Annotated in this window: 26 protein-coding genes and 1 pseudogene; 26 read left to right on the forward strand and 1 reads right to left on the reverse strand. The window is 68.3% G+C overall.

What is annotated here, in order from left to right; translation table 11 throughout:
- Positions 1-185 precede the first annotated feature (185 nt).
- The 24 genes from nrdH to DYE23_RS29890 all read left to right on the forward strand — a co-directional run bounded on the left by nrdH (position 186) and on the right by DYE23_RS29890 (position 18,551).
- On the forward strand, positions 186-431 hold the full coding sequence (gene nrdH, locus DYE23_RS29775; RefSeq protein ID WP_006247568.1) for a glutaredoxin-like protein NrdH: 246 nt from the start codon (positions 186-188) through the stop codon (positions 429-431).
- Between the two features lie 29 nt (positions 432-460).
- Positions 461-1,099, forward strand: coding sequence for a hypothetical protein (locus DYE23_RS29780; protein ID WP_006247567.1), 639 nt, complete (start codon positions 461-463; stop codon positions 1,097-1,099).
- On the forward strand, positions 1,096-1,716 hold the full coding sequence (locus DYE23_RS29785) for a hypothetical protein (RefSeq protein ID WP_115329269.1): 621 nt from the start codon (positions 1,096-1,098) through the stop codon (positions 1,714-1,716). The genes DYE23_RS29780 and DYE23_RS29785 overlap by 4 nt, the downstream gene beginning before the upstream one ends.
- A complete protein-coding gene (locus DYE23_RS29790) occupies positions 1,716-1,907 on the forward strand; it encodes a hypothetical protein (RefSeq protein ID WP_006247565.1) in 192 nt (63 codons plus the stop codon). Before DYE23_RS29785 ends, DYE23_RS29790 begins: the two co-directional genes overlap by 1 nt.
- A gap of 79 nt (positions 1,908-1,986) precedes the next feature.
- On the forward strand, positions 1,987-2,658 hold the full coding sequence (locus DYE23_RS29795) for a chymotrypsin family serine protease (RefSeq protein WP_099962864.1): 672 nt from the start codon (positions 1,987-1,989) through the stop codon (positions 2,656-2,658).
- A 733-nt stretch (positions 2,659-3,391) separates the two neighbouring features.
- Positions 3,392-3,739 carry a hypothetical protein gene (locus DYE23_RS29800; protein ID WP_115329270.1) on the forward strand — a complete coding sequence of 116 codons (348 nt, stop codon included), beginning with the start codon at positions 3,392-3,394 and terminating at the stop codon, positions 3,737-3,739.
- Positions 3,740-3,816: 77 nt separating this feature from the next.
- Positions 3,817-4,104 carry a hypothetical protein gene (locus DYE23_RS31815; RefSeq protein WP_115329271.1) on the forward strand — a complete coding sequence of 96 codons (288 nt, stop codon included), beginning with the start codon at positions 3,817-3,819 and terminating at the stop codon, positions 4,102-4,104.
- 171 nt (positions 4,105-4,275) lie between these two features.
- Positions 4,276-4,443: a hypothetical protein gene (locus DYE23_RS31600; protein WP_235660694.1), complete on the forward strand. Its 168-nt coding sequence runs from the start codon at positions 4,276-4,278 to the stop codon at positions 4,441-4,443.
- Positions 4,444-4,832: 389 nt separating this feature from the next.
- The gene (locus tag DYE23_RS29815; RefSeq protein WP_115329272.1) at positions 4,833-5,492 is read left to right on the forward strand and encodes a hypothetical protein; all 660 of its coding nucleotides are present in this window, start codon (positions 4,833-4,835) and stop codon (positions 5,490-5,492) included.
- Positions 5,493-5,874: 382 nt separating this feature from the next.
- The gene (locus tag DYE23_RS29820; protein ID WP_115329273.1) at positions 5,875-6,333 is read left to right on the forward strand and encodes a hypothetical protein; all 459 of its coding nucleotides are present in this window, start codon (positions 5,875-5,877) and stop codon (positions 6,331-6,333) included.
- A 74-nt stretch (positions 6,334-6,407) separates the two neighbouring features.
- Complete coding sequence (locus tag DYE23_RS29825) at positions 6,408-6,683, forward strand: hypothetical protein (protein WP_011767738.1); 276 nt, start codon at positions 6,408-6,410, stop codon at positions 6,681-6,683.
- Between the two features lie 162 nt (positions 6,684-6,845).
- Positions 6,846-7,235 carry a hypothetical protein gene (locus DYE23_RS29830; RefSeq protein WP_115329274.1) on the forward strand — a complete coding sequence of 130 codons (390 nt, stop codon included), beginning with the start codon at positions 6,846-6,848 and terminating at the stop codon, positions 7,233-7,235.
- The gene (locus DYE23_RS29835) at positions 7,232-7,588 is read left to right on the forward strand and encodes a type II toxin-antitoxin system RelB family anti-toxin (RefSeq protein ID WP_115329256.1); all 357 of its coding nucleotides are present in this window, start codon (positions 7,232-7,234) and stop codon (positions 7,586-7,588) included. The genes DYE23_RS29830 and DYE23_RS29835 overlap by 4 nt, the downstream gene beginning before the upstream one ends.
- Before the next feature lie 387 nt (positions 7,589-7,975).
- Complete coding sequence (locus tag DYE23_RS29840) at positions 7,976-8,227, forward strand: DUF7280 family protein (protein WP_115329255.1); 252 nt, start codon at positions 7,976-7,978, stop codon at positions 8,225-8,227.
- 388 nt (positions 8,228-8,615) lie between these two features.
- Positions 8,616-8,981 carry a hypothetical protein gene (locus DYE23_RS29845; RefSeq protein WP_115329275.1) on the forward strand — a complete coding sequence of 122 codons (366 nt, stop codon included), beginning with the start codon at positions 8,616-8,618 and terminating at the stop codon, positions 8,979-8,981.
- A gap of 204 nt (positions 8,982-9,185) precedes the next feature.
- Complete coding sequence (locus DYE23_RS29850; RefSeq protein ID WP_235660695.1) at positions 9,186-9,605, forward strand: hypothetical protein; 420 nt, start codon at positions 9,186-9,188, stop codon at positions 9,603-9,605.
- Between the two features lie 403 nt (positions 9,606-10,008).
- On the forward strand, positions 10,009-10,320 hold the full coding sequence (locus tag DYE23_RS29855; RefSeq protein ID WP_048469560.1) for a hypothetical protein: 312 nt from the start codon (positions 10,009-10,011) through the stop codon (positions 10,318-10,320).
- A 396-nt stretch (positions 10,321-10,716) separates the two neighbouring features.
- On the forward strand, positions 10,717-11,010 hold the full coding sequence (locus tag DYE23_RS29860) for a hypothetical protein (RefSeq protein ID WP_115329253.1): 294 nt from the start codon (positions 10,717-10,719) through the stop codon (positions 11,008-11,010).
- Between the two features lie 25 nt (positions 11,011-11,035).
- Positions 11,036-11,497 (forward strand): hypothetical protein, encoded by a 462-nt coding sequence (locus DYE23_RS29865; RefSeq protein ID WP_115329276.1) that lies wholly within the window; start codon positions 11,036-11,038, stop codon positions 11,495-11,497.
- 396 nt (positions 11,498-11,893) lie between these two features.
- On the forward strand, positions 11,894-12,844 hold the full coding sequence (locus DYE23_RS29870) for a DUF4192 domain-containing protein (RefSeq protein ID WP_115329277.1): 951 nt from the start codon (positions 11,894-11,896) through the stop codon (positions 12,842-12,844).
- Between the two features lie 382 nt (positions 12,845-13,226).
- The gene (locus DYE23_RS29875) at positions 13,227-13,514 is read left to right on the forward strand and encodes a hypothetical protein (protein ID WP_115329278.1); all 288 of its coding nucleotides are present in this window, start codon (positions 13,227-13,229) and stop codon (positions 13,512-13,514) included.
- Positions 13,515-13,638: 124 nt separating this feature from the next.
- On the forward strand, positions 13,639-14,025 hold the full coding sequence (locus DYE23_RS29880) for a hypothetical protein (RefSeq protein ID WP_115329279.1): 387 nt from the start codon (positions 13,639-13,641) through the stop codon (positions 14,023-14,025).
- A gap of 654 nt (positions 14,026-14,679) precedes the next feature.
- Entirely contained in the window at positions 14,680-17,520 is a 2,841-nt protein-coding gene (gene mobF, locus DYE23_RS29885; protein WP_115329280.1) for a MobF family relaxase, read from the forward strand.
- A 95-nt stretch (positions 17,521-17,615) separates the two neighbouring features.
- Positions 17,616-18,551, forward strand: coding sequence for an MPT63 family protein (locus DYE23_RS29890; RefSeq protein ID WP_115329287.1), 936 nt, complete (start codon positions 17,616-17,618; stop codon positions 18,549-18,551).
- 4 nt (positions 18,552-18,555) lie between these two features.
- Here the strand turns inward: DYE23_RS29890 and DYE23_RS29895 are convergent, their stop codons facing one another.
- Positions 18,556-20,139, reverse strand: coding sequence for an RNA-binding domain-containing protein (locus DYE23_RS29895; protein WP_115329281.1), 1,584 nt, complete (start codon positions 20,137-20,139; stop codon positions 18,556-18,558).
- 212 nt (positions 20,140-20,351) lie between these two features.
- On the opposite strand from DYE23_RS29895, the gene DYE23_RS31145 reads away from it, so the two are divergent.
- Together DYE23_RS31145 and DYE23_RS29905 are read left to right on the forward strand one after the other, a co-directional pair.
- Positions 20,352-20,747, forward strand: coding sequence for a hypothetical protein (locus DYE23_RS31145; RefSeq protein WP_235660696.1), 396 nt, complete (start codon positions 20,352-20,354; stop codon positions 20,745-20,747).
- Positions 20,748-20,839: 92 nt separating this feature from the next.
- A pseudogene (locus DYE23_RS29905) lies at positions 20,840-23,866 on the forward strand (restriction endonuclease); the annotation flags it as partial.
- Positions 23,867-23,872 lie beyond the last annotated feature (6 nt).

Consider the following 23,872-nt stretch of genomic DNA (forward strand, 5'->3'; position numbering starts at 1 on the left):
ATACCGGCCAGAGCCATACCGGCGGAACGGGTTGCCTTCAGCGTAATTACGCGCTGGTTTTCGCCCGGTCAAAAAAGGTCACAGCTTACCCACAAATAGCCCGATAAATGTTGCCTGACACGCCGAAATGCCGATATAATCGAAATAGATAACAGCAATTCGTGACAACCCTTAAGGAGTGAGAAATGACCGCCATCACCGTCTACACAAAGCCCGCCTGTGTGCAATGCAACGCGACCTTCCGCGCATTGGACAAAGCAGGTGTGGATTACGCGAAAGTCGACATCACCGTCGACAGCGACGCCCGCGACTACGTGATGGGACTGGGCTACCTGCAGGCCCCCGTCGTGGTGGCCGGCGGACAGCACTGGTCCGGTTTCCGGCCCGACCGCATAGCTGAGGTCAGCAAAGCCCACCCGCTGAGCGCCTGATCACCTTTGACCGCGACAGGAGACCCACGATGTACCAGCTATCCATCGACCACCATGGCCGGTCGGTCACCACCACCGACCACCCCGACCGCGACGACGCTCACCGCAGCCTCATCAACTACGTCATCGGCGCCGACTACTACCTGCGGCCGCTGCCCACGCACCCCGACACCACCCGCTACGAGCTGCTCGCCCTGGCCGAACCCGACAGCCGCGCCACCAGGCCGCATCACACGGGACACGCCACCATCGCCCCTGCCGGTCACGAAGCCAGCGAGACCGCCACCTACCACGCCGCCGTCGCCGCGCAGCGATGGATCACCGACCACCACGACACCTGGCACCACGGGTCCGACACCGACCCCGGAGCGCGCTACCCGCTGGCGGTCCTCACCGCCGCCCGCGCCGAAGGGCACTGCTGGTTCACCGCTGGCACACTCTGGCGCGAAGCCGCACAGCTGGCCGGAGTCGAGCTGCCCACCGCACCCGATCAGCATGTTCTGGAGACACTGCGCCATCACGCCCTGAGCCAGGCCGGTACCCACCCCAGCCCCGCCGAGCTGGCCGCCGCCGTGCACGCCGCTTTGCCCACCGCCACCACTACCGACCAAGCCAGCGCCCTGACCTGGTGGTATGCCCTGCTGATCTGGGGGGCCACCGCATCATGACCGCCGCGCACCGCGCCCCACTGCACGTCGTCCCCGACAACGACACCGACCGGGCGGCCACCGAAGACTTCGAGCTCAGCGCTGAGCCGAGCGGCGAAACCATCGCCGCACGCTGGGAGCCGGAAAATCAGCTCGTCGGAGCCCTGCTGTGGATGCCCTACACCCGAGCGCGCACGTTCTGCGACCTCATCCCCGACACCGCCATCTGGCGGCCCATGAACCGCTGGGTCTACGAGATCATCCGCCGCGTCACCGACGCCCGCCGCGACCCCGATCCGGTCACCGTATTGGCCTACGGTCGCCAACACGCCGCCACCCAGTCGCTGGACCCCACTCGCCCCCCGACCGCCGGCCAACACCACCGACTGGCCCTGCATCTGGCCGACCTCTACACCCACACCGTCAGCGCCGCCGCAGCAGCCAACCACGCGCGCGACGTGCTCGACGAGGCGTACCGCCGTGCGGTGCGCGAACACGGAATCCGCATGCAGCAGATGGCCGACAGTGGCGCCGACCGTGCCGACCTCACCACCCACATCAGCACCGCCCGCGACGACCTCGCCGAACTGTGGCGACGCGCCGAAGCGGCCGCCCAGCCCGGATGGGACCAGCCGTGATGAGCCCCGGCCGTACCTCCACCCCGGTCAGCGTCGATCTGCGCATCGCCGCCCGCGCTGGCCAAGCGGTCCAATCCTGCGCCGCCCAGGACCACGGCCAATCCGCCCGCACCGCGCACGCCTGGATCGACACCCTGCACAACCGCGCCCGCCGCGCTGCCGAGCGGCAACGCACGCGGTCGCAGCGCTGAGCCTGCGCCCGAACCTGGGTTGTCAGCGGTCGCGCCCACAATGATTCGCAGCACCCCACCAGGAAGAAAGGGACTCGCGATGCGGCCCACCCGAGCAGCAGCACTGACCGCCCTCGCCGGGGCCCTCATCCCCATCACCAGCCTGTTCGCACCCGCGCTCAGTCATGCCGGCGCGTACACCGTGGCCGCCGGCGACGAGATCGCCGTGCACTCGAACACCGGGTCCACCACCTGCACGCTGGGCTACACCTACACCGCCGGGGCCACCACCTATGGGGTCACCGCCGGCCATTGCACTCGAGGTGGCGGCTCCGCAGTATCCGACCACGACAGCGGGGCCACCGGCGCCGTCGCCGTCGCCGTCAACGACCCCGATCCGCTTTTCGACGACTTCGCGCTGATCAACTTCGGCACCAGCCGATCGGTGTCCACGATCAACGGCATGCCTGTCAGCGGCATGGGTGTTCCAGATCCCGCAATCACCGTGTGTCGCAGCGGAATCCGCACCAAGACCGTCTGTGGACAGCTCGACGGGCGGCTACTCGGCTACCAATACAGCGTGACCGGGATGCCCGAAAGCATCCCCGGCGACTCCGGAGCGCCCGTGTGGCAGCCCGCCAGCGACGGCACCGCCACCATCGTCGGTATCTGGCTAGGCGAGCACCACACCCACAGCGGCACCCGCACCGGCCGCTTCACCAGCCTGACCGAATCGCTGACCGATCTGGTCGTCGCCGGCCTGCAGCGCTGACCCCGGGAGCGGGCCGGTGCCCGTGCACTGAGAAAAGCCGGCGCGCAGCGCCGCCCACATCTATCCACCAAACCCGCACGCTGGGCTGAGAAACAACCCCGGTCCATTCTCGCCACGGTGCCGATTGCGCGAAATACCGCCTCGCAGAACCCGTTCGGGGTGAAGGCACTTATAGTGCCAGCCACTGACGGCCCGTCACCTCGCCCGCGCCCCACCTGTCAAGCGGCGCCCGGAGGCGCCGATGCCCGCCTGCGGCGGGCGTGGGTTTGGGTAGCTGCTCACCTTTAACCGTTCAGCTGGGTCGCCCAGTGTGACCGACGAGGCCCCGTCACGCGCAACCCACACCCGCGCCGAACTGCGCAGGCCGAGTGACCTTTTCGGCCCAACGCCAGCTCGCCAGGGCGCTGCGCGCCGGCTCACGCGGGCCGAAAACCCTGCTCCGCTCGTCACGGCCTCTTCGGGGTTGCGCGCGCCACCCCGCCGGTCCCCCGCAACCCCAGCGCTAACCGGCGCACCCAACCCGTACACGAACGGAGAACACCATGACCAAGATCGCCATCCCTGAGTCGCACATCGCACTTCCCGCCGGAGCGATCTCCCAGGCCTACGTACGACTGCGCGGCGCCCAACAGCCCGACATCAGCGTCCACCACGCCCACACCGACACGCCCGCGTCACCCTCACCTGGGGACGCATCCTGTTCACCTTCTTCAACACCCAAGCAGCCCAGGGCGTGCTGGAAGCCTTCGGAGCCGCCCGCCAGGCGCTGGCCGGGCTCCCCGACAACCTCGCCCCGCGCGACCAACAGCCCTACGACGGGCCCGCCATCGGCGTCGACTGGACCCGACGCCCGCCCTACGCCGTCACCCGCCGCGAAGCCCTCACCCCCGACAAGCGACGCACCATCCGCTGGGTCGAGGTCTACATGCGGCCCGTGACATTCCAGATCGTCGACCTCGCCGCCTACCGCAGCGCTGTCGAAGTCCTCCAACTCGCCCACAAAACAGCCGCCGCCGTCTGCCTCGACGGAGACCAACACCGCTTCGACCCCACCGACGCCAGCTACCGCCCGACCCGGTGATCCACAGGGGCCGCACTTATCCACAACCGGGAGTGCGGCCCCTCCCGCCACCGCCTCCTGGCGGCGATCATCGGAACATGACCATCACCTGGGCAGTGACCAGCAGCGGCCACCGCAGCGAGCAGACCATCATCGGTCTCGGCGACAACCCCGCCCACGCACGCACCCGGCTCACGGCCGCCACCGCGGCCCTGATCGCCCGCGCCGGCGATGACGAATGGCCGCGCTACACACTGCACCTCGGAGCCGACATCGCCGCCATCATCCAGACCGGCCATGCCGTCGACGGCAGCCCCGACCACACCGGCACCGCCGAGCTCCTCGCCTGCCTGCACCACGACAGCCCCCACCCCTTCACGCCGTAACCCCCGCACACCACACCGGCGCGGTGCGGTGTCTTCGCCGTGCGCGGTCGCCGGCGCACTAGACTAAGCGCCACCAACTCCGAATGCGCCTGCAGCCAGCCCAAGGAATGCGCCCGGCTCCGCGACCACGCCGACAATCTGCCGCTCCCCACCGGCGCCGAACTGCTCACGATGCTCGCCGACGCCCTCGACGCACCCGCCGAGCTCATCACCGCCGAACAAGCCAGCAGCTGGGCCGGGCGCGCCCTCACCGCCGACGAGCTCGACCGCCTCTCCGAAGCGATCCCGCACTCCTCGATCCCCGACGCCATCGACACCATCGCCGCCAGCTGGGACTAAAACTCAGCACCGCGGGCCCGGTCACCCACCGCAGGGTGACCGGGCCCCCCTTTTCCTCCGGTCCTAGCCGCCCGCCGCAGCACCCCTCCGGGGCGCTTGGCGAACGTCCGATATCCGTAACCCGTCACCTATCTACCTGTCAGCAGCCGCCCAGCCTGACCGCAGGACCCCGAGCCGGCTCAACCCACACCCGCGCCGAACTGCACAGGCCGAGTGACCTTTTCGGCCCTGCCAACTCGCCGAAGGCGCTGGCGCGCCCGGCTCGCGCACGCCGAAAACCCTGCTCCGTCCCGGCGCGGCCTCTGCGGGGTTGACCCGCCCCACCCCACGGTCCATGACGCGGCCGCACTGACCGGCGCACCGCCGGTCACCAACAGTGAGGACCCACCATGTTTGACCCGTTCGACAGGATCGCCGTACCCACCACCGCCGGCACCTACGTCATCGCCCTGTACTACGACATCGACGCCGCCGCACCCGATTACAGCGACGACGGCGGATTCGTCTATCTCGGCACCGCCCGCACCATCAGCGCTCAACTGGGCGACGCCGCCCATGACGTCGCCGCCCTGCTGCGCCAGCACACCGCCGCCAATGACTCCCTCAACGACCATGAGTACCGGTCCGCGGCCGCCCTCTGCCGCTACCTGTGGCTGACCCGCGGACTCACCGGCATCCTGGAAGTCACCCGCAGCGGCGACCGCTACGGCACCGCCGAGCCCAGCGCCGACCGCTACCGCAGCATCGACGGTCTGGCCTGGGCGCCCGCCGACGCGACAGCACCCCTGGACTACACACGTGGCACCGTGGCCGCCTACGACGCCTGGGCCAACGGCGAGGTCTACGGCTACACCGTCGTCGCCCCCGACGGCCGAGACGTCGCCTCCTGCTGGGACTTTTACGCCGACCCCGACGAGCCGATCACCGCTGACGCTCCCCCCGGCCTGGCCATCATGGTCGCCGAGGCGCGCGAGGAGATCGACCAGGACGTCGAAGCACGGACGGCCCAGGCCAACACCATCGGGTCCGGATTCATCGGGCTCATCTAAAAACACTGTCCCGGCGAGCCGGCCACCGCGACATCCACCGGTGGCCGGCCGCCCTACAGCGACCCACCGCGTGCTGGCGGCCGCCCTGGCGGGCGCCGGATGCCCGCCTGCGGCGGGCGTGGGTTGGGTAGCTACTCACCTTTAACCGTCAGCAGGGGTCGCAGCCTAATCGGCCGGGGGCCCGACCGGTCAACCCACACCGACGCCGAACTACGCAGGCCGAGTGACCTTTTCGGCCCTATCAAGCTCGCTGCCGCTCGCGGGCCGAAAACCCTGCTCCGTGCGGCGTCGGCTCTTCGGGGTTGACCGCCCACCCTCACCCGATTGACCGCTCCCCAGCGCTGACCGGCGCACCACTCACCACGAGAAACGGAGAACAACAATGGACCACGCATTCGAACTCGCCTTCGACCTTCTCGCCGAAGCCGCCGACCGCATCCAGCACCAGCAGTACGGCATCACCCGAAACCTGCACCACAACCACGGACCGATCCAGCTGACCACCGTCCACGAGTACAGCCCCGAACAGGGACACCACCTCGTCCTGCTCGCCAACGACGACTACGGACTCCTGGCCGCCATCGAAGCCACCGCACCCGACCTCGACACCACCCCCGACACCCGCATCCAGAAAGTCCGGGCCGGCGACCTGACCTTCCACGCCGTGCCCGGCACCTGGTCCTACCGCGCCACCGGCGCCCACACCTACACCCTGACCGCCGGAATCGGCGACGAGCCGATGTGGACCCTCCACATCGACCACGCACCCCTGGCCCTGGCCTACGACGACCTCCACCAGGCCATCGACGACGTGCTCACCACCGAACCCGCCGCCGCATAACCCACCCCGCCGGGCCCGCCACCACCAGGCGGGCCCGGCCCCATCCACCCACTCACCCACTGAAAGGACCCACCATGACCAACACCAACGACGCCGACTGGCAGGCCGACTGGGCAATCGAGATCGACCGAGGCCGCTTGGCCCTCGACGGCAGCCTGGTCGACGCCATCAACGCCCTCACCCGCGCACAGCAGGCGCTGGCCACCTTGACCAGCACACACGTCTACGACACCGAGTTCGCCGAGAACCCCCAAGGCGACGACATCGCCTCGTTCCTGTCCGACAGCCTGCGCAACACCCGAGCCGCCTACCACATCGCTCACCGCGTCATCGAGGACGAACGCACCTAAAACGTCAGGGGCCGGGCTCACCGCCACCTGGTGGGCCCGGCCCCGCAGTCCCGAAAACAGCTCTGCACCAACACATCTCAACCACGGAGGCCCGACAATGCGAACCGCTCCACATCCACAATATGCGTTGCAAGGCGTATTCCCTCAGAGTAGTATCAACGTATGTTGATCGACTGGTCCGACGAGTTCAACACCTGGCTCGATCGCCTCGAAGACCACGCCGATACCGACCCCATCAGCGCCCGCCGACTCGACTACATCACCGCACAACTGCAGCACCTCCAAGAACTGGGCGAGCCACCCGAAGACGACACCGCCCACCTGCGCCGCGTCCGCCAATCCAAGACCTATCCCGTCTGGCGACTCTCACACCCCTACGACCCCGACATCGCCGTGCGGCTCATCGTGTGGTTCCCCGACCACGAGCACGCCGTCATCGCCCTGTTCGCCGGCGACAAAGCCCGCATCGGAAACGTCTTCTACAACAGCGTCGGCACCCGCGCCGACGCCGCCATCGAGACCTGGAAACAACGGAAGGACACCCAATCATGACCATCGAAGACCGCGGCGGTGCCCGCCTGACCAAGCTCCTCGCCGATCCCGAACGCGCCGAGCGCGTCAGCCAGATCCGCCAACAGATGCGCGACGACGACCGCGCCTACGCCATGAACCTGGCACTGATCCGGCACGCCGCCGACCTCACCCAAGTCGAACTCGCCCGACGCCTGGGAGTAGGACAAGCCGCGGTGTCCAAAGTCGAACGCCAACACGACCTGCTGCTGTCCACCCTGTCCAGCTACGTCGCCGCCGCCGGCGCCAACGCGCGCATCGTCGTCACCGTCGGAGACCGCGACCTGGAATTCGACCTCGCCACCCTGGCCGACGCAGCGCCACCGGAACAGTAACCAGTCGCATCCGAGGCACCCGCCAGCGCGCGCCGCTGGCGTGGTGCCCCTCGTTCATCATCGAGCCTCGGCGCTGCGGCCCCGAGGCGCCGGCGCACTAGGAGCGACCGCCGGATGCCCGCCTGCGGCGGGCGTGGGTTGGGTAGCTACTCACCTTTAACCGTCAGCAGGGGTCGCAGCCTAATCGGCCGGGGGCCCGACCGGTCAACCCACACCGACGCCGAACTACGCAGGCCGAGTGACCTTTTCGGCCCTATCAAGCTCGCTGCCGCTCGCGGGCCGAAAACCCTGCTCCGTGCGCCGTCGGCTCTTCGGGGTTGACCGCCCACCCTCACCGATTGACCGCTCCCCAGCGCTGACCGGCAGCGCACCGAAAGGGGAAACGTCATGTCCATCACCACCGCCATCATCACCACCGACTGCATCGCCACCATCGACCAGCCCGTCGATTGCCTCCTCGACGCCATGATCGAAGCCCAGAACCGCGTCGGACAGATCACCTGGGACGACATCGCCGCCGAGCGGGCCCAGGGCACCTACCGCAACCGGGCCGGCGCCCGGACACCCATCACCGTCGTCGACACCAGCACCACCACCGACCTGCTCGACACCATCCGAACCTGGATGCCGCCCGCCTAAGCGCAGCGCCGCCCGGCCCGGCCCCGCCTCGCGCGGGGACCGGGCTACCGGCGTCTTCCGGGATCACACCTCACCAGCAGCAGCGGCCGCCCTGGCGGGCGCCGGATGCCCGCCTGCGGCGGGCGTGGGTTGGGTAGCTACTCACCTTTAACCGTCAGCAGGGGTCGCAGCCTAATCGGCCGGGGGCCCGACCGGTCAACCCACACCGACGCCGAACTACGCAGGCCGAGTGACCTTTTCGGCCCTATCAAGCTCGCTGCCGCTCGCGGGCCGAAAACCCTGCTCCGTCCGGCGTCGGCTCTTCGGGGTTGACCGCCCACCCTCACCCGATTGACCGCTCCCCAGCGCTGACCGGCGCACCACTCACCACGAGAAACGGGAGAACACCATGACCACCACCACCGCCACACCCACCGTGCCCACCACCGTGTACCTCAACGAGGTCCCCGCAAGTTTCCTCGGCTTCAACCGCGCCGCACCCGCGCGGCTGCGCGCCGCCGCAACTTTCAACCTGCCCATCCCCACCGACACCCGACCACAGCAGACCGCCATCAGCGCCGCACTCGAGCACATCTTCGACGAGCTCAACTGCGAACCCACCGCCACCTGGGCCACCGGATGGCGCCGCGCCGGACACCGCAGCCTGTCCGTCGGCGACGTCGTAGTCATCGGCGAAACCGCCTGGGCCGTCGCCTCGGTGGGCTGGAACCCCGTGTCCACCGACGAACTCACCGCAGCCATCGACCGGTCCTGACCACCCGATCGGGCCCCGCCCCGGCGCGGGGCCCGATCACCACCCCAGCTCATCCATCACCCATCCTTGAAAGGACACCACCATGGGCCAATACTTCAACCCCGTCATCGTCGACCCCACGGGCCGACCCCTGGCCGCCCTCAACCCCGCCACCTACGGCGCCGGACCCAAACTGTCCACCCACACCCGCGCCGACTGCCCCTCATGGCCGCCGTGGAAATACTGCTCACCCTCGACGGCGGTGCCCGCCTGGTCTGGGCCGGCGACTACGAGGACCCCGACGACGACCAGGATGCGCTGTATTGGCTCGTCGAACCCCAGCATTTCGTGCGGTTCGCCGGTCTCATCGACCCCGACGAGCCGGTCACCCCCAACGCTGAAGCGCCCACAGCACTGCCGGCCCACCGGTACATCTGCAACGCCGACAAGCGCCAGTACCTCGACAAAGACCACTTCGGTGTCGACGACTACGGATTCCGGCGCTCCCCCCTGCCCTGGCTCACCGCCGAAGGCGGCCTCGCCACACACAGGCGCCACACCACCTGGGCCCGCGACCGCATCTACCTCGCAGCCCAGCACCCAGGCCCCGGATGGACCGAAGTGCCCGCCCTGCTCTGGGTCTGACCAACCACCAGCCCGCCCGGGTCCGCGCAGCCGCGCGGGACCGGCGGGCCTGTGGTGTCTTCCGGTCCGCCGCCCCCTGTCGGCCGGCGCGCCCGGAGGCGCGGATGCCCGCCTGCGGCGGGCGTGGTCCGTAGCCCCTCACCTTTAACCGTTCAGCTGGGTCGCCCAGTGTGACCGACGAGGCCCCGTCACGCGCAACCCACACCCGCGCCGAACTCCGCAGGCCGAGTGACCTTTTCGGCCCAACGCCAGCTCGCCAGGGCGCTGCGCGCCGGCTCGCGCGGGCCGAAAACCCTGCTCCGCTCGTCACGGCCTCTTCGAGGTTGCGCGCGCCACCCCGCCGGTCCCCCGCAACCCCAGCGCTAACCGGCGCAGCAAACACCGCAGACGACGGAGAACAACCATGACCTACCCCCTCGACGACTTCTGGGCCAACGTCGACGCCGCCCTGACCCGCTGCGCAGAGGCCACCACCGTCGAAGACGTCATCACCATCCTCAACGAACACTTCAACCCCTCCAGCGGCGCCGCCTTCTTCGGCGGCTCCGGGGGCGACACCCAGCTCCTCGACAAGCTCTACTGGGACCGAGCCGACAGCACCTGGCGGGTCGTCCGCTACGACGCCCCCTACTACTGGTGCCTGGCCGACACCAACGGCGACCTGCTCACCTACATCGAAGGCGACGTCTACCGCGGCAACACCATGACCGACTAACCCGCCGCCCCCAGCCGGTGTCCGCGCAGGGTGCGGGCATCGGCTGGTGTGGTGTCTTCCGGTGCGTGGTCGCCGGCGCACTAGGTGCGACCGGCGGATGCCCGCCTGCGGCGGGCGTGGTCCGTAGCCCCTCACCTTTAACTGTTCAGCTGGGTCGCCCAGTGTGACCGACGAGGCCCCGTCACGCGCAACCCACACCCGCGCCGAACTCCGCAGGCCGAGTGACCTTTTCGGCCCAACGCCAGCTCGCCAGGGCGCTGCGCGCCGGCTCGCGCGGGCCGAAAACCCTGCTCCGCTCGTCACGGCCTCTTCGAGGTTGCGCGCGCCACCCCGCCGGTCCCCCGCAACCCCAGCGCTAACCGGCGCACCCAACCCGTACACGAACGGAGAACAACCATGGAGATCGACTACGGCCTGGCCTGGGACTTCCTCGACGACCACGACAGCCGGCCCTACCAACTGCGCTTCCGCCGCAACGGGTGGTTCGACGACACCGGCCAACTCATCGCCGTCGTCGCCAAGTTCGACCACCCCGACAACGGACACACCCTGCCCATCAGCGGAGCCGACGTCGACTTCAACGACGTCGAGCAGGCCATCGACGGCTGGCAGAACTGGGCCCGAATTACCGACTCCACCGTCAGTCTCGCCGCCATCCGCCGCCGCCTCACCGCCGCCGGGCTCGTCTAACCCCACTCCCAGAAAGGAACCCACCATGAGCGCATTCATCGTCGACCCCGAACACATCCACGTCCTGCTCTGGGCCGCCAGCCGGCCCACCAGCCCCTACGGACCCCTGGTCTGGTACTACGACAACCCCAGCCGAGAAGGCCGGCTCACCGACGACGCAATCGACACCGTCGGACAGATGCTTGTCGACGAGAACGCCGCCTCCGTCAACTACCGCTACGACGAAGACGACGCCTATATCTACGCCTACCAGCGGCCCCGCCACACCACCTGGAGTGCTGTCGAGCTGATCAAAGCTCTGCACTGCTACGAATACCAGTCCTGCGAGCACCCCGGCTGGCGCACCAGCCAAGCCCACTCCTTCTGCCGCGCCCTCGAACGCCGCCTCATCGGCGAACTGCCCGGCTACGACGACGCACCCTGGGCCATCAGCAGCCTCGACACCCCCGCCGCCGAACGACGGGCCGACACCCACCCCGGCACTTAACCCACCGCCCCCAGCCGGTGTCCGCGCAGGGTGCGGGCATCGGCTGGTGTGGTGTCTTCCGGTGCGCGGTCGCCGGCGCACTAGGTGCGACCGGCGGAGGCCCGCCTGCGGCGGGCGTGGTCCGTAGCCCCTCACCTTTAACCGTTCAGCTGGGTCGCCCAGTGTGACCGACGAGGCCCCGTCACGCGCAACCCACACCCGCGCCGAACTGCGCAGGCCGAGTGACCTTTTCGGCCCAACGCCAGCTCGCCAGGGCGCTGCGCGCCGGCTCGCGCGGGCCGAAAACCCTGCTCCGCTCGTCACGGCCTCTTCGAGGTTGCGCGCGCCACCCCGCCGGTCCCCCGCAACCCCAGCGCTAACCGGCGCACCCAACCCGTACACGAACGGAGAACAACCATGACCATCAAACTCGGAGCCCCCGCCGACGTCATCGCCGCTGCCCCCGCCCTACTGGGCTTCACCCCCACCAACAGCGTCGTGGTCTACCTGCTGGGCACCGAGCCCGACGGCACCCCCATCATCAAAGTCACCATCCGCTGCGACATCACCATCAGCGCCAGCCAAGCTGCCAGCTTCGCCCGCACCTGCCACCTCAACGCCGCCAAATACGACGGCGCCCTGCTCCTGGCCGTCTGCAGCGCCGAGCTCGACGACCACGCCGCAGTGGTCCTCGACGGCATCCGCGACTCCCTCACCGAGGCCGGCATCACCGTCCGCCGCCGCCTCACCACCCGCGACGTCACCGCCGCCGGTACCTGGATCGACCCCGACACCGGAGCCACCGGAACCACCTACCCCTACACCGACTCGCTGCTGACCGCGCAGCGCATCCACGACGGCGCGATCCTCACCGCCCGCCGCGAGGACCTCGTGCGCGAGTTCGACCCCATCACCCCCGCCCCCGCCGTCGCCGTCGGAGACCACGCCGTCCTGGTCTCCACCACCATGGAGGACATCACCGATGCTCTCACCGGAGCCAGCCGCTACATCAGCGCCACCCTGTCCACCCGCGCCGGCATCCTCATCACCAGCCACCCCGCCCTCCGCGACGCAATGCTGCACCTCGCCCTCGACCACGAGCGTGCCGCCACCAACGTGTGGACCCACATCGCCCGCCAACTGCGCGGGCGGCCCCGCACCGAAGCGCTCACCATCGCCGCAGTCTGCTACTGCATGATCAACGACACCGTCCGCGCCGGAATCGCCGCCGACATCGCCATCACCGAGGCCACCGACGCCGGCGACGAACCGCCCACCCTGGCCGCCATGCTCCTGGCCGCCCTCGAATCGGGCATCGAGCCCGCCCTGATCCGCCGCGTCCTCACCGACACCCACCCCGGCACCTAACCGGCACCCACCCGGCCGGTGTCCGCGCAGGGTGCGGGCATCGGCTGGTGTGGTGTCTTCCGGTGCGCGGTCGCCGGCGCACTAGGTGCGACCGGCGGAGGCCCGCCTGCGGCGGGCGTGGTCCGTAGCCCCTCACCTTTAACCGTTCAGCTGGGTCGCCCAGTGTGACCGACGAGGCCCCGTCACGCGCAACCCACACCCGCGCCGAACTCCGCAGGCCGAGTGACCTTTTCGGCCCTATCAAGCTCGCTGCCGCTCGCGGGCCGAAAACCCTGCTCCGCTCGTCACGGCCTCTTCGAGGTTGCGCGCGCCACCCCGCCGGTCCCCCGCAACCCCAGCGCTAACCGGCGCAGCAAACACCGCAGACGAACGGAGAACAGCCATGACCCTCGCCGCCAACCCCTGGGCCGTCACCGACCACGACCCCATCAGCAACCTCAACGCCGGCCCCAGCACCACGGCGGTGCTGGCCTACGCCCGCGCCGACATCCACTCCGCCGTGGCCGCCGCCGGCGACTCGCACCGCCGCCGCCAATACGCCCTGTCGGCCCGCGACAACGCCGTCACCGTCCTGCTCGCCGGCGACGCCAGCCCCGACGAGCTCCGCCACGCCGAGTACTACCTGGCCGACGCCGAAGCCTTCATCGCCGCCACCGCCCCGACCCACTAGGGCGCCACCGACCGCACCCCGGGACCCGCACTGCGCGGGCCCGGGGTGCACCGCACACCCAGCACCGCACATCACCGACCGCACATCACCCTCAGCGCACACCGCGCCCCATGAAAGGACTGCCATGACGCACACCGACACCCTCAACACCTTGAGCGCACTGCGCACCGCGCTCATCGAGCGCACCGAACCAACCGCCGACCTCGCCGAGCGCACCGCCGCCGTGCTCACCGGCGCGCACGCGCGCCACCTCGCCGGCGTCGCCGACCGCCACGAAGCCCGCGCCGCGGCGCTCTACGAGCGCATCGCCACGCACCTGGGCCCGCGGCCGATCGCCGCAGCGGCCTACGTGCTCGCCGCCCAATGCGCCGTCCTGGCCGCCGACTACCGCCGCACCGCGGCCCTGCTCGCCGCCGCCGAAACTCATGCCGCCCGCCACGGCGGCGACGTGCCGCCACTGGCCCGACTGCTCAAACTCGACCACCGCGTCAGCGTCCACACCGCACGCTGACCCCAGACACCAAGAGAGCCGGCACGCCCTGTCCTCGTGACAGACAGCGTGCCGGCTCTCTTTTTCCTCCGGTCCAGCGCCCGGCTCATCAGCTGATGCCGGCGCTGAGCCCCGCGCTCATCCAATCCCACAGCTGGCCGCCCACCAGCCACGCCAACACCGCGCCTTCTGCAGCCACCGCCGCCAGCGCCGCCCAAATCTTGCCCATCCTCACCCCCTTTGCTCCGTAGCTGCTGACCGCTCACACAGCTGCGCCAGCCACGCCCTGCGGTCCGCCCCGACCCGCTGCCACGCCCGCAGCGACCGCCAGGTCGCCGGGATCGGCGCCCACGCCGCTCGCGCCGCTCGCGCGGCGCCGCCGGCCTGCCCTTCACCCCTCACAAGCCCACTCACCTCCACTTCGTCCCCCACACCCCAACTCTTTCCATCCCCCTCACCCTAAGCCCGCCCCTCACCACACACTGGCACCAATTCCTCACCACCTCCCCCCTTGCAGCACACCCACTCCGCCTCCGCTCCGCTCCTACCTAACAGACTTCCGGCACATTGGCACAAGTTGTGCAATACTCGGCTTCGGGCGCTGGCGCGCCCGAACCCCGGCCGCCTGGCGGCGGCCTGTCCGGCTTGGTGAGGTGGTCTGGTGGCGGTGCGACCGTGCTGACGATCTCGCGGCTGAGTCGCTGGAGCATCGGCTACTACAACGACACCGCCAATCAGGCCCGGCAAGCCTCGATGGACCGTCAGGCCGCCGGCGGCGGCCTGGGCGAGTACTACTCCGAAGGCGACACCCGGGTCCCGACCTGGGTCGTGGTCGGCGACAAGGCCACCGTCGGTGAGGCCACCGGGCTCGACGGCGCCGCGCTCGACGGCGGGTTTGCTGACACCGAGGTAGCGGCACGGTGGCTCGACGACGGCGTGACGCCCAACGGGGAGGCCGGACGGGCGTTCGGGACCAACGGGGTGCACGGGTTTGACCTGATGTTCGCCGCGCCCAAGAGTGTGTCGCTGCTGCGGTCGCTGACCGACGACGTGGCCGAAAAGGTCATGCAGAACGCCCACGTCAAAGCAGTCGAAGCCGCGATGACCTACCTGCATGAACATGCCGGGTACACGCGGGTGCACAACCCGCTGACCAGCAACAAAGACCTCCAGCGGCTGCCCGGGCTGGTCGCGATCGCCTACCAGCACGAGACGAGCCGCTGCGGGGACCCGCACCTGCACACGCACGTCATCGTGCCGAATCGCCAGGTCAGAGCTGATGGGCGGCTGGTGTCGATCGACTCCAAGTCGCTGTATCACGAAGCCAAAGCCGCCGGGATCATCTACCAAGCCACGCTGCGCCACGAGTTGCACGCCGAGCGGGGCTTCGAATGGCAGCCCGTCGACGAGCATTCCGGCATGGCCGAGATCGCCGGCGTCACCGCGGCGAGCATCAAGGCGTGGTCGCAGCGTTCGACGCGGCTGCGGGAATGGGCCAAAGACAACCTGGTCGTCGTCGACGGTGAGCCGACCGCCGCGCAGTTGGCGACCGCGCAGAAAGCCACCCGGCCCACTAAACCCGAGCAGCTCGCCTGGGACGAACTCAAAACGATGTGGCGCGCCGACGCGCGCGGTCTGGATCTGGACCGCGACGCGCATTTCGCCGCGCGCGAGGCGCGGCGCGCACAGGCGCGCACTCCCCTGGACCGAGCGCGCATCGCGCACATGGCAGCGCGCATCGACAAGGCCGCGTTCACGCGCGCGGACATGGTGGAGATCGTCGGCGCGCAGCTGCCCGTCGGCGCGGTCGGGGAACCGCGCGCGCTCATCGAAGCGTTCGTCGACGACGTCGGTGTGCGCATCAGCGCGCCGCGCGAAGCGCACCACCGCGAGGGGCACGAGAAGTACACCGTCGACGCGATCATGCTCGAGGAGTCCCGCATCCTCGACATGGTGGATACCTCCGACAACCGCAGTCGTCTCGATGTGCGCGCTGCCGATCTCGGGGACCTCTCCGCCGACCAAGAGCGCGCCATCCGCAACATCGCCGTCTCCCCATTTCTGGTGCAGCCCTTGCAGGCTCCGGCCGGTGCTGGCAAAACTCACTCACTGAAAGCGTTGCGCGCCGCCGCGCACCGGGCGAACAAAGAAGTGCTCGTGCTCGCGCCCACCGGCAAAGCCGTCGACGAGGCGATGCAGGAGGAAGCCGGCGACCGCGGCCTGACCGTGGCCAAGGCGCTCAAACTCATCGAGGACAACAATCTGGCCATCGACCGGCGCACCGTGGTCGTCGTCGACGAAGCCTCCATGGTCGGCACCCCCGAGCTGAAAAAACTGCTGTCGGCCGCGGTGGCCGGGCGCGCGAAGATGGTGCTCGTCGGGGACCCCTACCAGCTGGCGCCGGTGAAAGCCCGCGGCGGCATGTTCGAGCATCTCTGCGGGGACCTGCCCTGGTCGCAGCGCCTGGGCGAAGTGTGGCGGATGCGCAGCGCCGAGGAGCGCGACGCCTCCCTGGCGTTGCGGTCCGGGCACGGCAATCGCCTGCGCAAGGCGGTCGGCTGGTATCGCAGTCACGGCCGCCTGCACACCGGCGACCCGATCGCGATGGCCAAAGACGCCGGCGATGCCTACCTGGCTGACCGGGCCGCCGGGAAAGACTCACTGATGGTCTGCGACTCCTGGGAGATGGCCGACGCGCTCAACCAGCGCGTTCACAACGCCCTCGTCGGCGACGGGCCGTCCGTGCGGGCCGCCCGCGACCAGCGCATCGCCGTCGGCGACATCATCATCAGCCGCGAAAACGACATCAGCATCCCCGTGCACCCCGGGGCCGAGCACCCCGTCGGCCAGGCCGTCGACCAAGTACGTAACGGCAACCGGTGGCGCGTGGCCGGCATCGACGAGAAGACCAATCGGGTGGCCGCCGAACGGCTCACCGACAAAGCGCGCGTCGTCTTCGACGGCGACTACCTGCGCCAGAACGTCACCCTCGGCTACGCGGTGACCGTGCACTCCGCCCAGGGAGTCACCGTGGGCAACAAAACCACTCCCGGTGTGTGCCACTCCATCCTGGCCGACACCTCCAGCCGAGCCATGGCCTATGTCGGCATGACCCGCGCCAAAGACGAAAACCATGCCTACGTCTACCAACGGATCAGCGGCGAAGCCGACCACGAACACTCACGCCTGGTCGCCGGGGCTGACATTCACGTCCTGCGGCGCGGCAACAAATGGGCTGCCGCCCACCACTTCCGCACCATCCTGGCCAACGACGACCGGCCCCGCACCATGCACGCCGAAGCTGAACGCACCGAACGTGACCTACTCCCCCAACCCGTCAGCGACCTGCTGATCGCCCAAGAGCAGCGCCGCAGCGCCCGCAGCGCGGTATGGCGCGAACACAGCGCCGCCGGCCGGGCCGCGGCCGCGGCCTACCAGCGGATGGCCACCGTCGCCGAGACCGTCGCCGAACGCGACCGTGACCGGGGGCGCGACATCGACGGCCTCGAACTCTGATCTGCTGACGCACAGTGCCACCAACGCGCGATAGCGTCAGAACCTGACCGGTTGCTGCGGGGAGCCAGCGGCCAACGACGCAAGGAGTGCACCAGGTGAAGATCACGACCGTGTTGGCGACAACCGCAGCGGCCGCCGGGATCGGTGTCTTGAGCGCACCAATCGCGCTGGCCGACAACCCCACTCCGAACCTGGTGACGTTGGGGCAGCCAGCCGAACTGATCAACGGGTCGGTGGTGCAGGCCTGGACAATCAGCGGGCTCAAGCCCAGCAGCGACGTCATCCCCTGGCATGTTCGCGGAGCGCTGTGGGAAGCCACCGCCACCAACACGGCGGTCGCGGGCACCGTTCAGCCCATCGTGTCCGACCTCAACGCGCGGGCCCGCAACGGCGACACCTACCGAACGTTGTTCCTGGTCGCCACCCCCCAGGGAGTCAACCCGGCCGCGCTCGCCCAAGGGCAGCAGACCTCAGGAAAAATCTACTTCGACGTGACCGGCGCCCAGCCCGACAGCGTCGTCTACAACGACGGTGCCCGCGACCTCGCGGTCTGGCTGACCCCGCCGCCCGCACCGCCAGCCCCCGCGGCCGGCGGCTCGGCCCCCTACCGGGGAACCCCCAGTGCCAGCTCGCCAGCGCAAGATACCGAAGCCGCCCCGGCAGCGGTCCCGCCGGCAGCCGAAACGCCTATGACGCCCGCACCCGCCAGCGTGGGCACACCACTGACCCCCGGCAGTGTCGGTACGCCCCTGCCCACCGGCAGCGCGGGAACTCCCCTGCCGACCGGCGACGCCGTCGCGCCCGGCGGCACCCCAGCCCCAGCGGGTAGCCCATCGGTCACGACAACCCCCGACATCAGCACAGGAACCCCGCTGCCGGCCGAGACCCCCGCCCCCGCCGCCGCTCCCGCGCCGACCGCGACGCCCGCGGGTAGCGCCGGCACCCCCCTGCCCGCGCCCGAGGTAGCCCCGGCCGCCGGTGCGGCAACGCCGGCGGCGCCCGTCACCACCACGCCGGTACCGATGCCCTGATCGGTCAGAAGACGCGGTGGCGCATCTGTTCGGTGTATTCGGTGACGCGCTGCAGGGCGGCCGACAGGCGGTGTATTGACCCGCCGAACAAGCCCGCCTGCAGCGGCGGCCAGTCGTCACCGGCGGCGTTCACCTCAGCCAGCACCGCGCCGTAGCGGCTGTCCTCCAGGCGGGCGGTGTGGCTGGCGTCGGTGACGAACAAACCCAGCCACGGCTCGGTGAATACGCGGTCCTGCGCCATCTGGTCGGCCACGACGAGGGAAAACATGATCTCGGTCTCGTCGAACAGCTCGCCGTAGCGCGGCAGGCCGTAGAGGCCGGCGAAGTGCGGTTGCAGCGCGTCGAACAGATACGACGAGGCGACAAACGGCGGCTTACGCCGTCGATGCTGGGCGATCTCGCCCAGCAGGTGCTCCAATTCCGCGTCGTCGCTGGCGACTTGGGCCGCCCGCAGCGTCAACGCCAAGCTGTCCTCGCGCGACAGCGCCTCCCACGGGCCCACCCTCTCGATCACCGTCACCCGCAAATTGGGGTGCGTGATCGACCACGGCACGGTGGCGTCGGTGGTCAGCGCCCGCAGGGCACCGAAGTTTCGTCCCTGGACCGCAGAGATCGAGCCCGCGTAGAGCGCCAGTGTGGCCGGTAGCAACGCCAACGCCTGAAGACGGTCGTCACGGCCTTCCACGATCAACGCTTGGGTGGCGCCGACCCGCATCTGTCCGGTCACCGTGTCGCTCAACGGTGCCGGTTGGGCCAGCGCAGCCATCGTGTCCGCCCAGATGCGCTCGTGATCGGCGTTGGGCCATGCGCATGCGGTGATGAGCTGATCCAGCAGCGGGGCGGTGAGCTCCTCGTAGCTCTGCGCCATCGCCAGATACTGGCGCAACTGCTCTACCGGTTGGCGGCTGGCGAACGTGTTCGGGAACACCTGCGGGTCAGCACGGGCCGCCTGCAGCTGCTGGACCGTGGCGCGCATCAGCCGGGCAACCACCAGCGGGTTGCCCTGCTCCACCGCGTCACGGAACTGCTCGCCCAGCGGGCGGGGCGGATCTTTGAGCAGCCGATCCTGCAGCATGATCAGCTCACGGTGCGTGGCCGGGGGTGAGCTGGCCACGCCGCGGTGAAACACCGTGCCCGACCGGTTGTTCTCATAGGTGGTGACCAGCGAGTGGATTCGGTCGCCGGGGCGCGGCGCGGCGACGGTGAACACCGCGACGTCATGGCCCTCGACCTTGAAATAGTCCACCGACCACTGCGGACCATCCACGTAGGGCCGCAGCTTGTCGTGCAGCGCGGCAGCATCAAGGACCTCGGTGACGCCGACGAGTTGCCCCGGCGCGACGCCGACCACAAGATAGGCTTCCCCACCGCAGTCACGGCCCGCGCTGACCGGATCGCGGTTGGCGAACGCGATGATGGCGCGCGCCGCGGCGAACCGATCAGCCTTGGACCCGAAATCCAGCGTGCTCTTGCACTCCAGCCAATGGGTTTCCTGGCTTCCCGGGTCGGCGCGATGAATCGCCTCCACCAAAGCGGTCACGCTCTGCGGTGACCGCAGCGGAGCCGACGTATCGAAGTCCAGAGCCATAGTTGCCAGCCTATGGGCGCGCCGCGACAGCCCCCGGACACAACAGGCCCTTCGCGGGGCAACAGCGGCGCGCTGGCGGCAAGCGCCACAGAGTCCCGCACGGTGGCGCGCCAGTATGGACCCATGATCACCGAGCCGATCGACCTCAGTGGCTTCACGGGCTGGGTGCCGTTCGCAGAGCTGCCCAACACCGACGTGCCGACCTCCCCGGCGTGTATGTGGTCGTACGGCCGACCGACGACCCGCCCACGTTCCTGGACACCTCCCCGGCCGGCCACTTCAAAGGCAAAGACCCCACCGTGCCGGTCGACGAGCTCCACGCGCTCTGGGTGCCGGGAACCCGCATCATCTACATCGGGAAAGCCAACGCCGGGCGCACCGGTCGCCGTGGTCTACGCAAACGGCTCGATGAGTTCCGCCGCTCGGGCGCCGGCCAACCCGTGGGCCACAGCGGCGGGCGGCGGATCTGGCAACTCAGCGACCACGCCCAACTGCGCGTCGGCTGGCAGGTAACCGACGACACCGCCGCGGCCGCCACCGAAACAGCGTTGATCGCCCAGTTTCACGCCCACCACGGACGGCGCCCCTTCGCCAACATGCGGAACTAACGAGCCCTGTTACCCGCCCCGGCCCGACTTCCCTGCGATATTGCGTTCCGCGTTTAGGGTGACTTCGAGCTTCAGCGAAAGGAGTTAGACGGGTGGCGACGTCGGTGCATGAGGTGTTCGAGGCTTTTCGGCGTGCCCCTAGCAATTACGAACGCGGCTTGAAATTCGAGCAGCTCATGGCGCAGTACCTGCCGCTGGATTCCGTCTACGGCCGACTCTTTAAGCAGGTCTGGTTATGGAAGGACTGGCCTGGGCGGGGCGGCAAGATCGACACCGGAATTGACCTCGTTGCTGAGGAGATCGACACCGGTGACCTATGGGCCATCCAATGCAAGTTCTACGAACCCGATCACGTGCTGGGAAAACCGGACGTCGACTCGTTCCTGTCCGCGTCAGGAAAGCATCCCTTCGCCCACCGGCTAATCATCTCCACAACGGATAAGTGGGGGAAAAATGCTGAAGACGCGGTCGACAACCAGCAGATTCCCGTTCAGCGCATTGGACTGGCTGACATCGCCGAGGCCCCGATCGACTGGGCCTTCGCCGGCCCCGCCGACGGACTGAACCTTGAGCTGGCCCCCGCCCCCAAACGGGACCCCTGGCCTCATCAGCGTGAAGCCATCGACAAAGTGATCGTCGGCTTCACCGAAAACGACCGCGGCAAGCTCATCATGGCGTGTGGCACGGGAAAGACCTTCACCGCGCTCAAGATCTGCGAGCAGATCGCCGACGACCTCGGCGGAACAGCCAAGATCCTGTTCCTGGTGCCCTCAATATCCCTGCTGTCCCAAACGCTGCGCGAATGGACCGCTCAGTGCCAGGTGGACCTGCGGTCCTTTGCCGTGTGCTCGGACACCAAGGTCTCCCGCGCGGTGGAAGACATTAACCCCTACGACGTGCCACTTCCTGCCACCACCGATCCGGTCACGCTGGTCGCACAAATGGCGCACCGCAAACGCGCTAAAGGACTGACCGTGGTGTTCAGCACCTACCAGTCCATCAACGTAATCGCTGAAGCACAGGCGGTCGGGCTCGACGACTTCGACCTCATTGTGTGTGATGAAGCGCACCGAACCACCGGCGTCACACTCGTCGACGGAGACGAATCCAACTTCGTCAAGGTGCACGACGCAGCCTTCCTCGCCGGAACCAAGCGGCTCTACATGACAGCAACGCCAAGGCTTTTCGCGGAGGAAACCAAGACCAAGGCCGCCGAACACTCCGCGGTCCTCGCGTCGATGGACGACGAAGCCCTCTACGGCCCCACTTTTCACCGACTCGGATTCGGCGAAGCCGTGGAGCGCGGACTGCTCACCGACTACAAGGTGCTCGTGCTCACCGTCGACGAGAAGTACATCGCCGGCCCACTGCAGCAGCAGCTTGCCGACGTCAACAGCGAACTCAACCTCGACGACGCGACCAAAATCGTCGGTTGTTGGAACGGCCTCGCCAAACGAACTGGCAAAGCCGCCGGCGGTGCTGACTTCGGCGGTGACACCCGCCCCATGCAACGCGCCGTGGCCTTCCTTCGAGACATCAAGTCCTCTAAGAAGCTCGCAGGGAAGTTCGCCACCGTCATCGACGCCTATGACCAGGCCGACGACCACCTACTGCGCTGCGACGTCGAACACGTCGACGGAACCTACAACGCCCTGGAACGCAACCACCGCCTGCAATGGCTCAAGGCGCCACTACCCGACAATCAATGCCGCATTCTGGCCAACGCCCGCTGCCTTTCCGAAGGGGTGGACGTCCCCAGCCTCGACGCGGTCCTCTTCCTCAACCCGCGCAGCTCCGTGGTTGACGTCGTGCAATCTGTCGGCCGGGTCATGCGCCGAGCCGAAGGCAAGCAATACGGGTACATCATCCTGCCCGTCGGGGTACCGGCGGGCGTAGCACCTAGCCAAGCACTCGCCGACAACCGCCGCTTCAAGGTGGTGTGGCAAGTGCTACAGGCGCTGAGGGCTCACGACGACCGCTTCAACGCCACAGTCAACAAACTCGAACTCAACAAGAACGCCACGGACTCAATCCTCGTCGGCCACGTACCGAACGCCGCCGAGAATCTCACCGACTCAACATCTTCCGGCGACGGTACAACAGCCTCTGCCGATACCGCGGCTGCCGAGTCGGCGCAGGTCGCCCAACAGCTGTCTATGTTCTCCCCCGACCAGTGGCGGGACGCTGTGTACGCCAAGATTGTCGATAAGGTCGGCACGCGCACCTACTGGGAGGACTGGGCCAAGGACGTCGCCGTAATCGCCACGGCCCAGCAGACACGCATCAAGGCGCTGCTTAACGAGAGCACTCCCGACATCGCAGCAGCATTCGATAAGTTCGTCGGAGCGCTGCGCGCCCATCTCAACGATTCGATCAACCGGGATCAAGCCGTGGAGATGCTTTCCCAGCACCTGATCACCAAGCCCGTGTTCGACGCCCTCTTCGAAGACTACGATTTTGCGGACCACAACCCGGTTTCACAGGTCATGCAGGCGATGGTCGCTACCCTGCATGACCAAGCGCTCGACACAGAAACCCAACGCCTAGAGGGCTTTTACGAATCAGTGCGTATGCGCGCGGCCGGGGTTGACAATGCCGAGGGCAAGCAGCGCATCGTCGTCGAACTCTACGAGAAGTTCTTTCGGATCGGTTTCCCGCGAACCGCTAAAGCTCTAGGGATCGTCTATACGCCAACACAAGTCGTTGACTTCATCCTGCGCTCGGCCAATGACACACTGCGCGCCGAATTTGGAACGACATTGACTGAGCCCGGCGTGCACATCCTCGATCCATTCACCGGGACTGGCACCTTCATCGTGCGCCTGATCCAGACCGGACTCATCAGGACCGAAGACCTCGCCCGCAAGTATGCCAACGAATTGCATGCCAACGAGATCGTATTGCTGGCTTACTACATCGCCGCCATCAACATAGAGGCCGCCTACCACGGTGCCGTTGGTGGTGAGTACCAGCCATTCAACGGCATTGTCCTTACCGACACCTTTCAAATCGCCGAGGTCGGCGACACCATGGATGCCGAACTATTCCCTCAGAACAACGATCGGATCATCGCCCAGCAGAGCCAACCCATCCGTGTGATCGTCGGGAATCCGCCTTTCCGTAAA

Source organism: Mycolicibacterium gilvum (assembly GCF_900454025.1).
Taxonomy (GTDB): Bacteria; Actinomycetota; Actinomycetes; order Mycobacteriales; family Mycobacteriaceae; genus Mycobacterium; species Mycobacterium gilvum.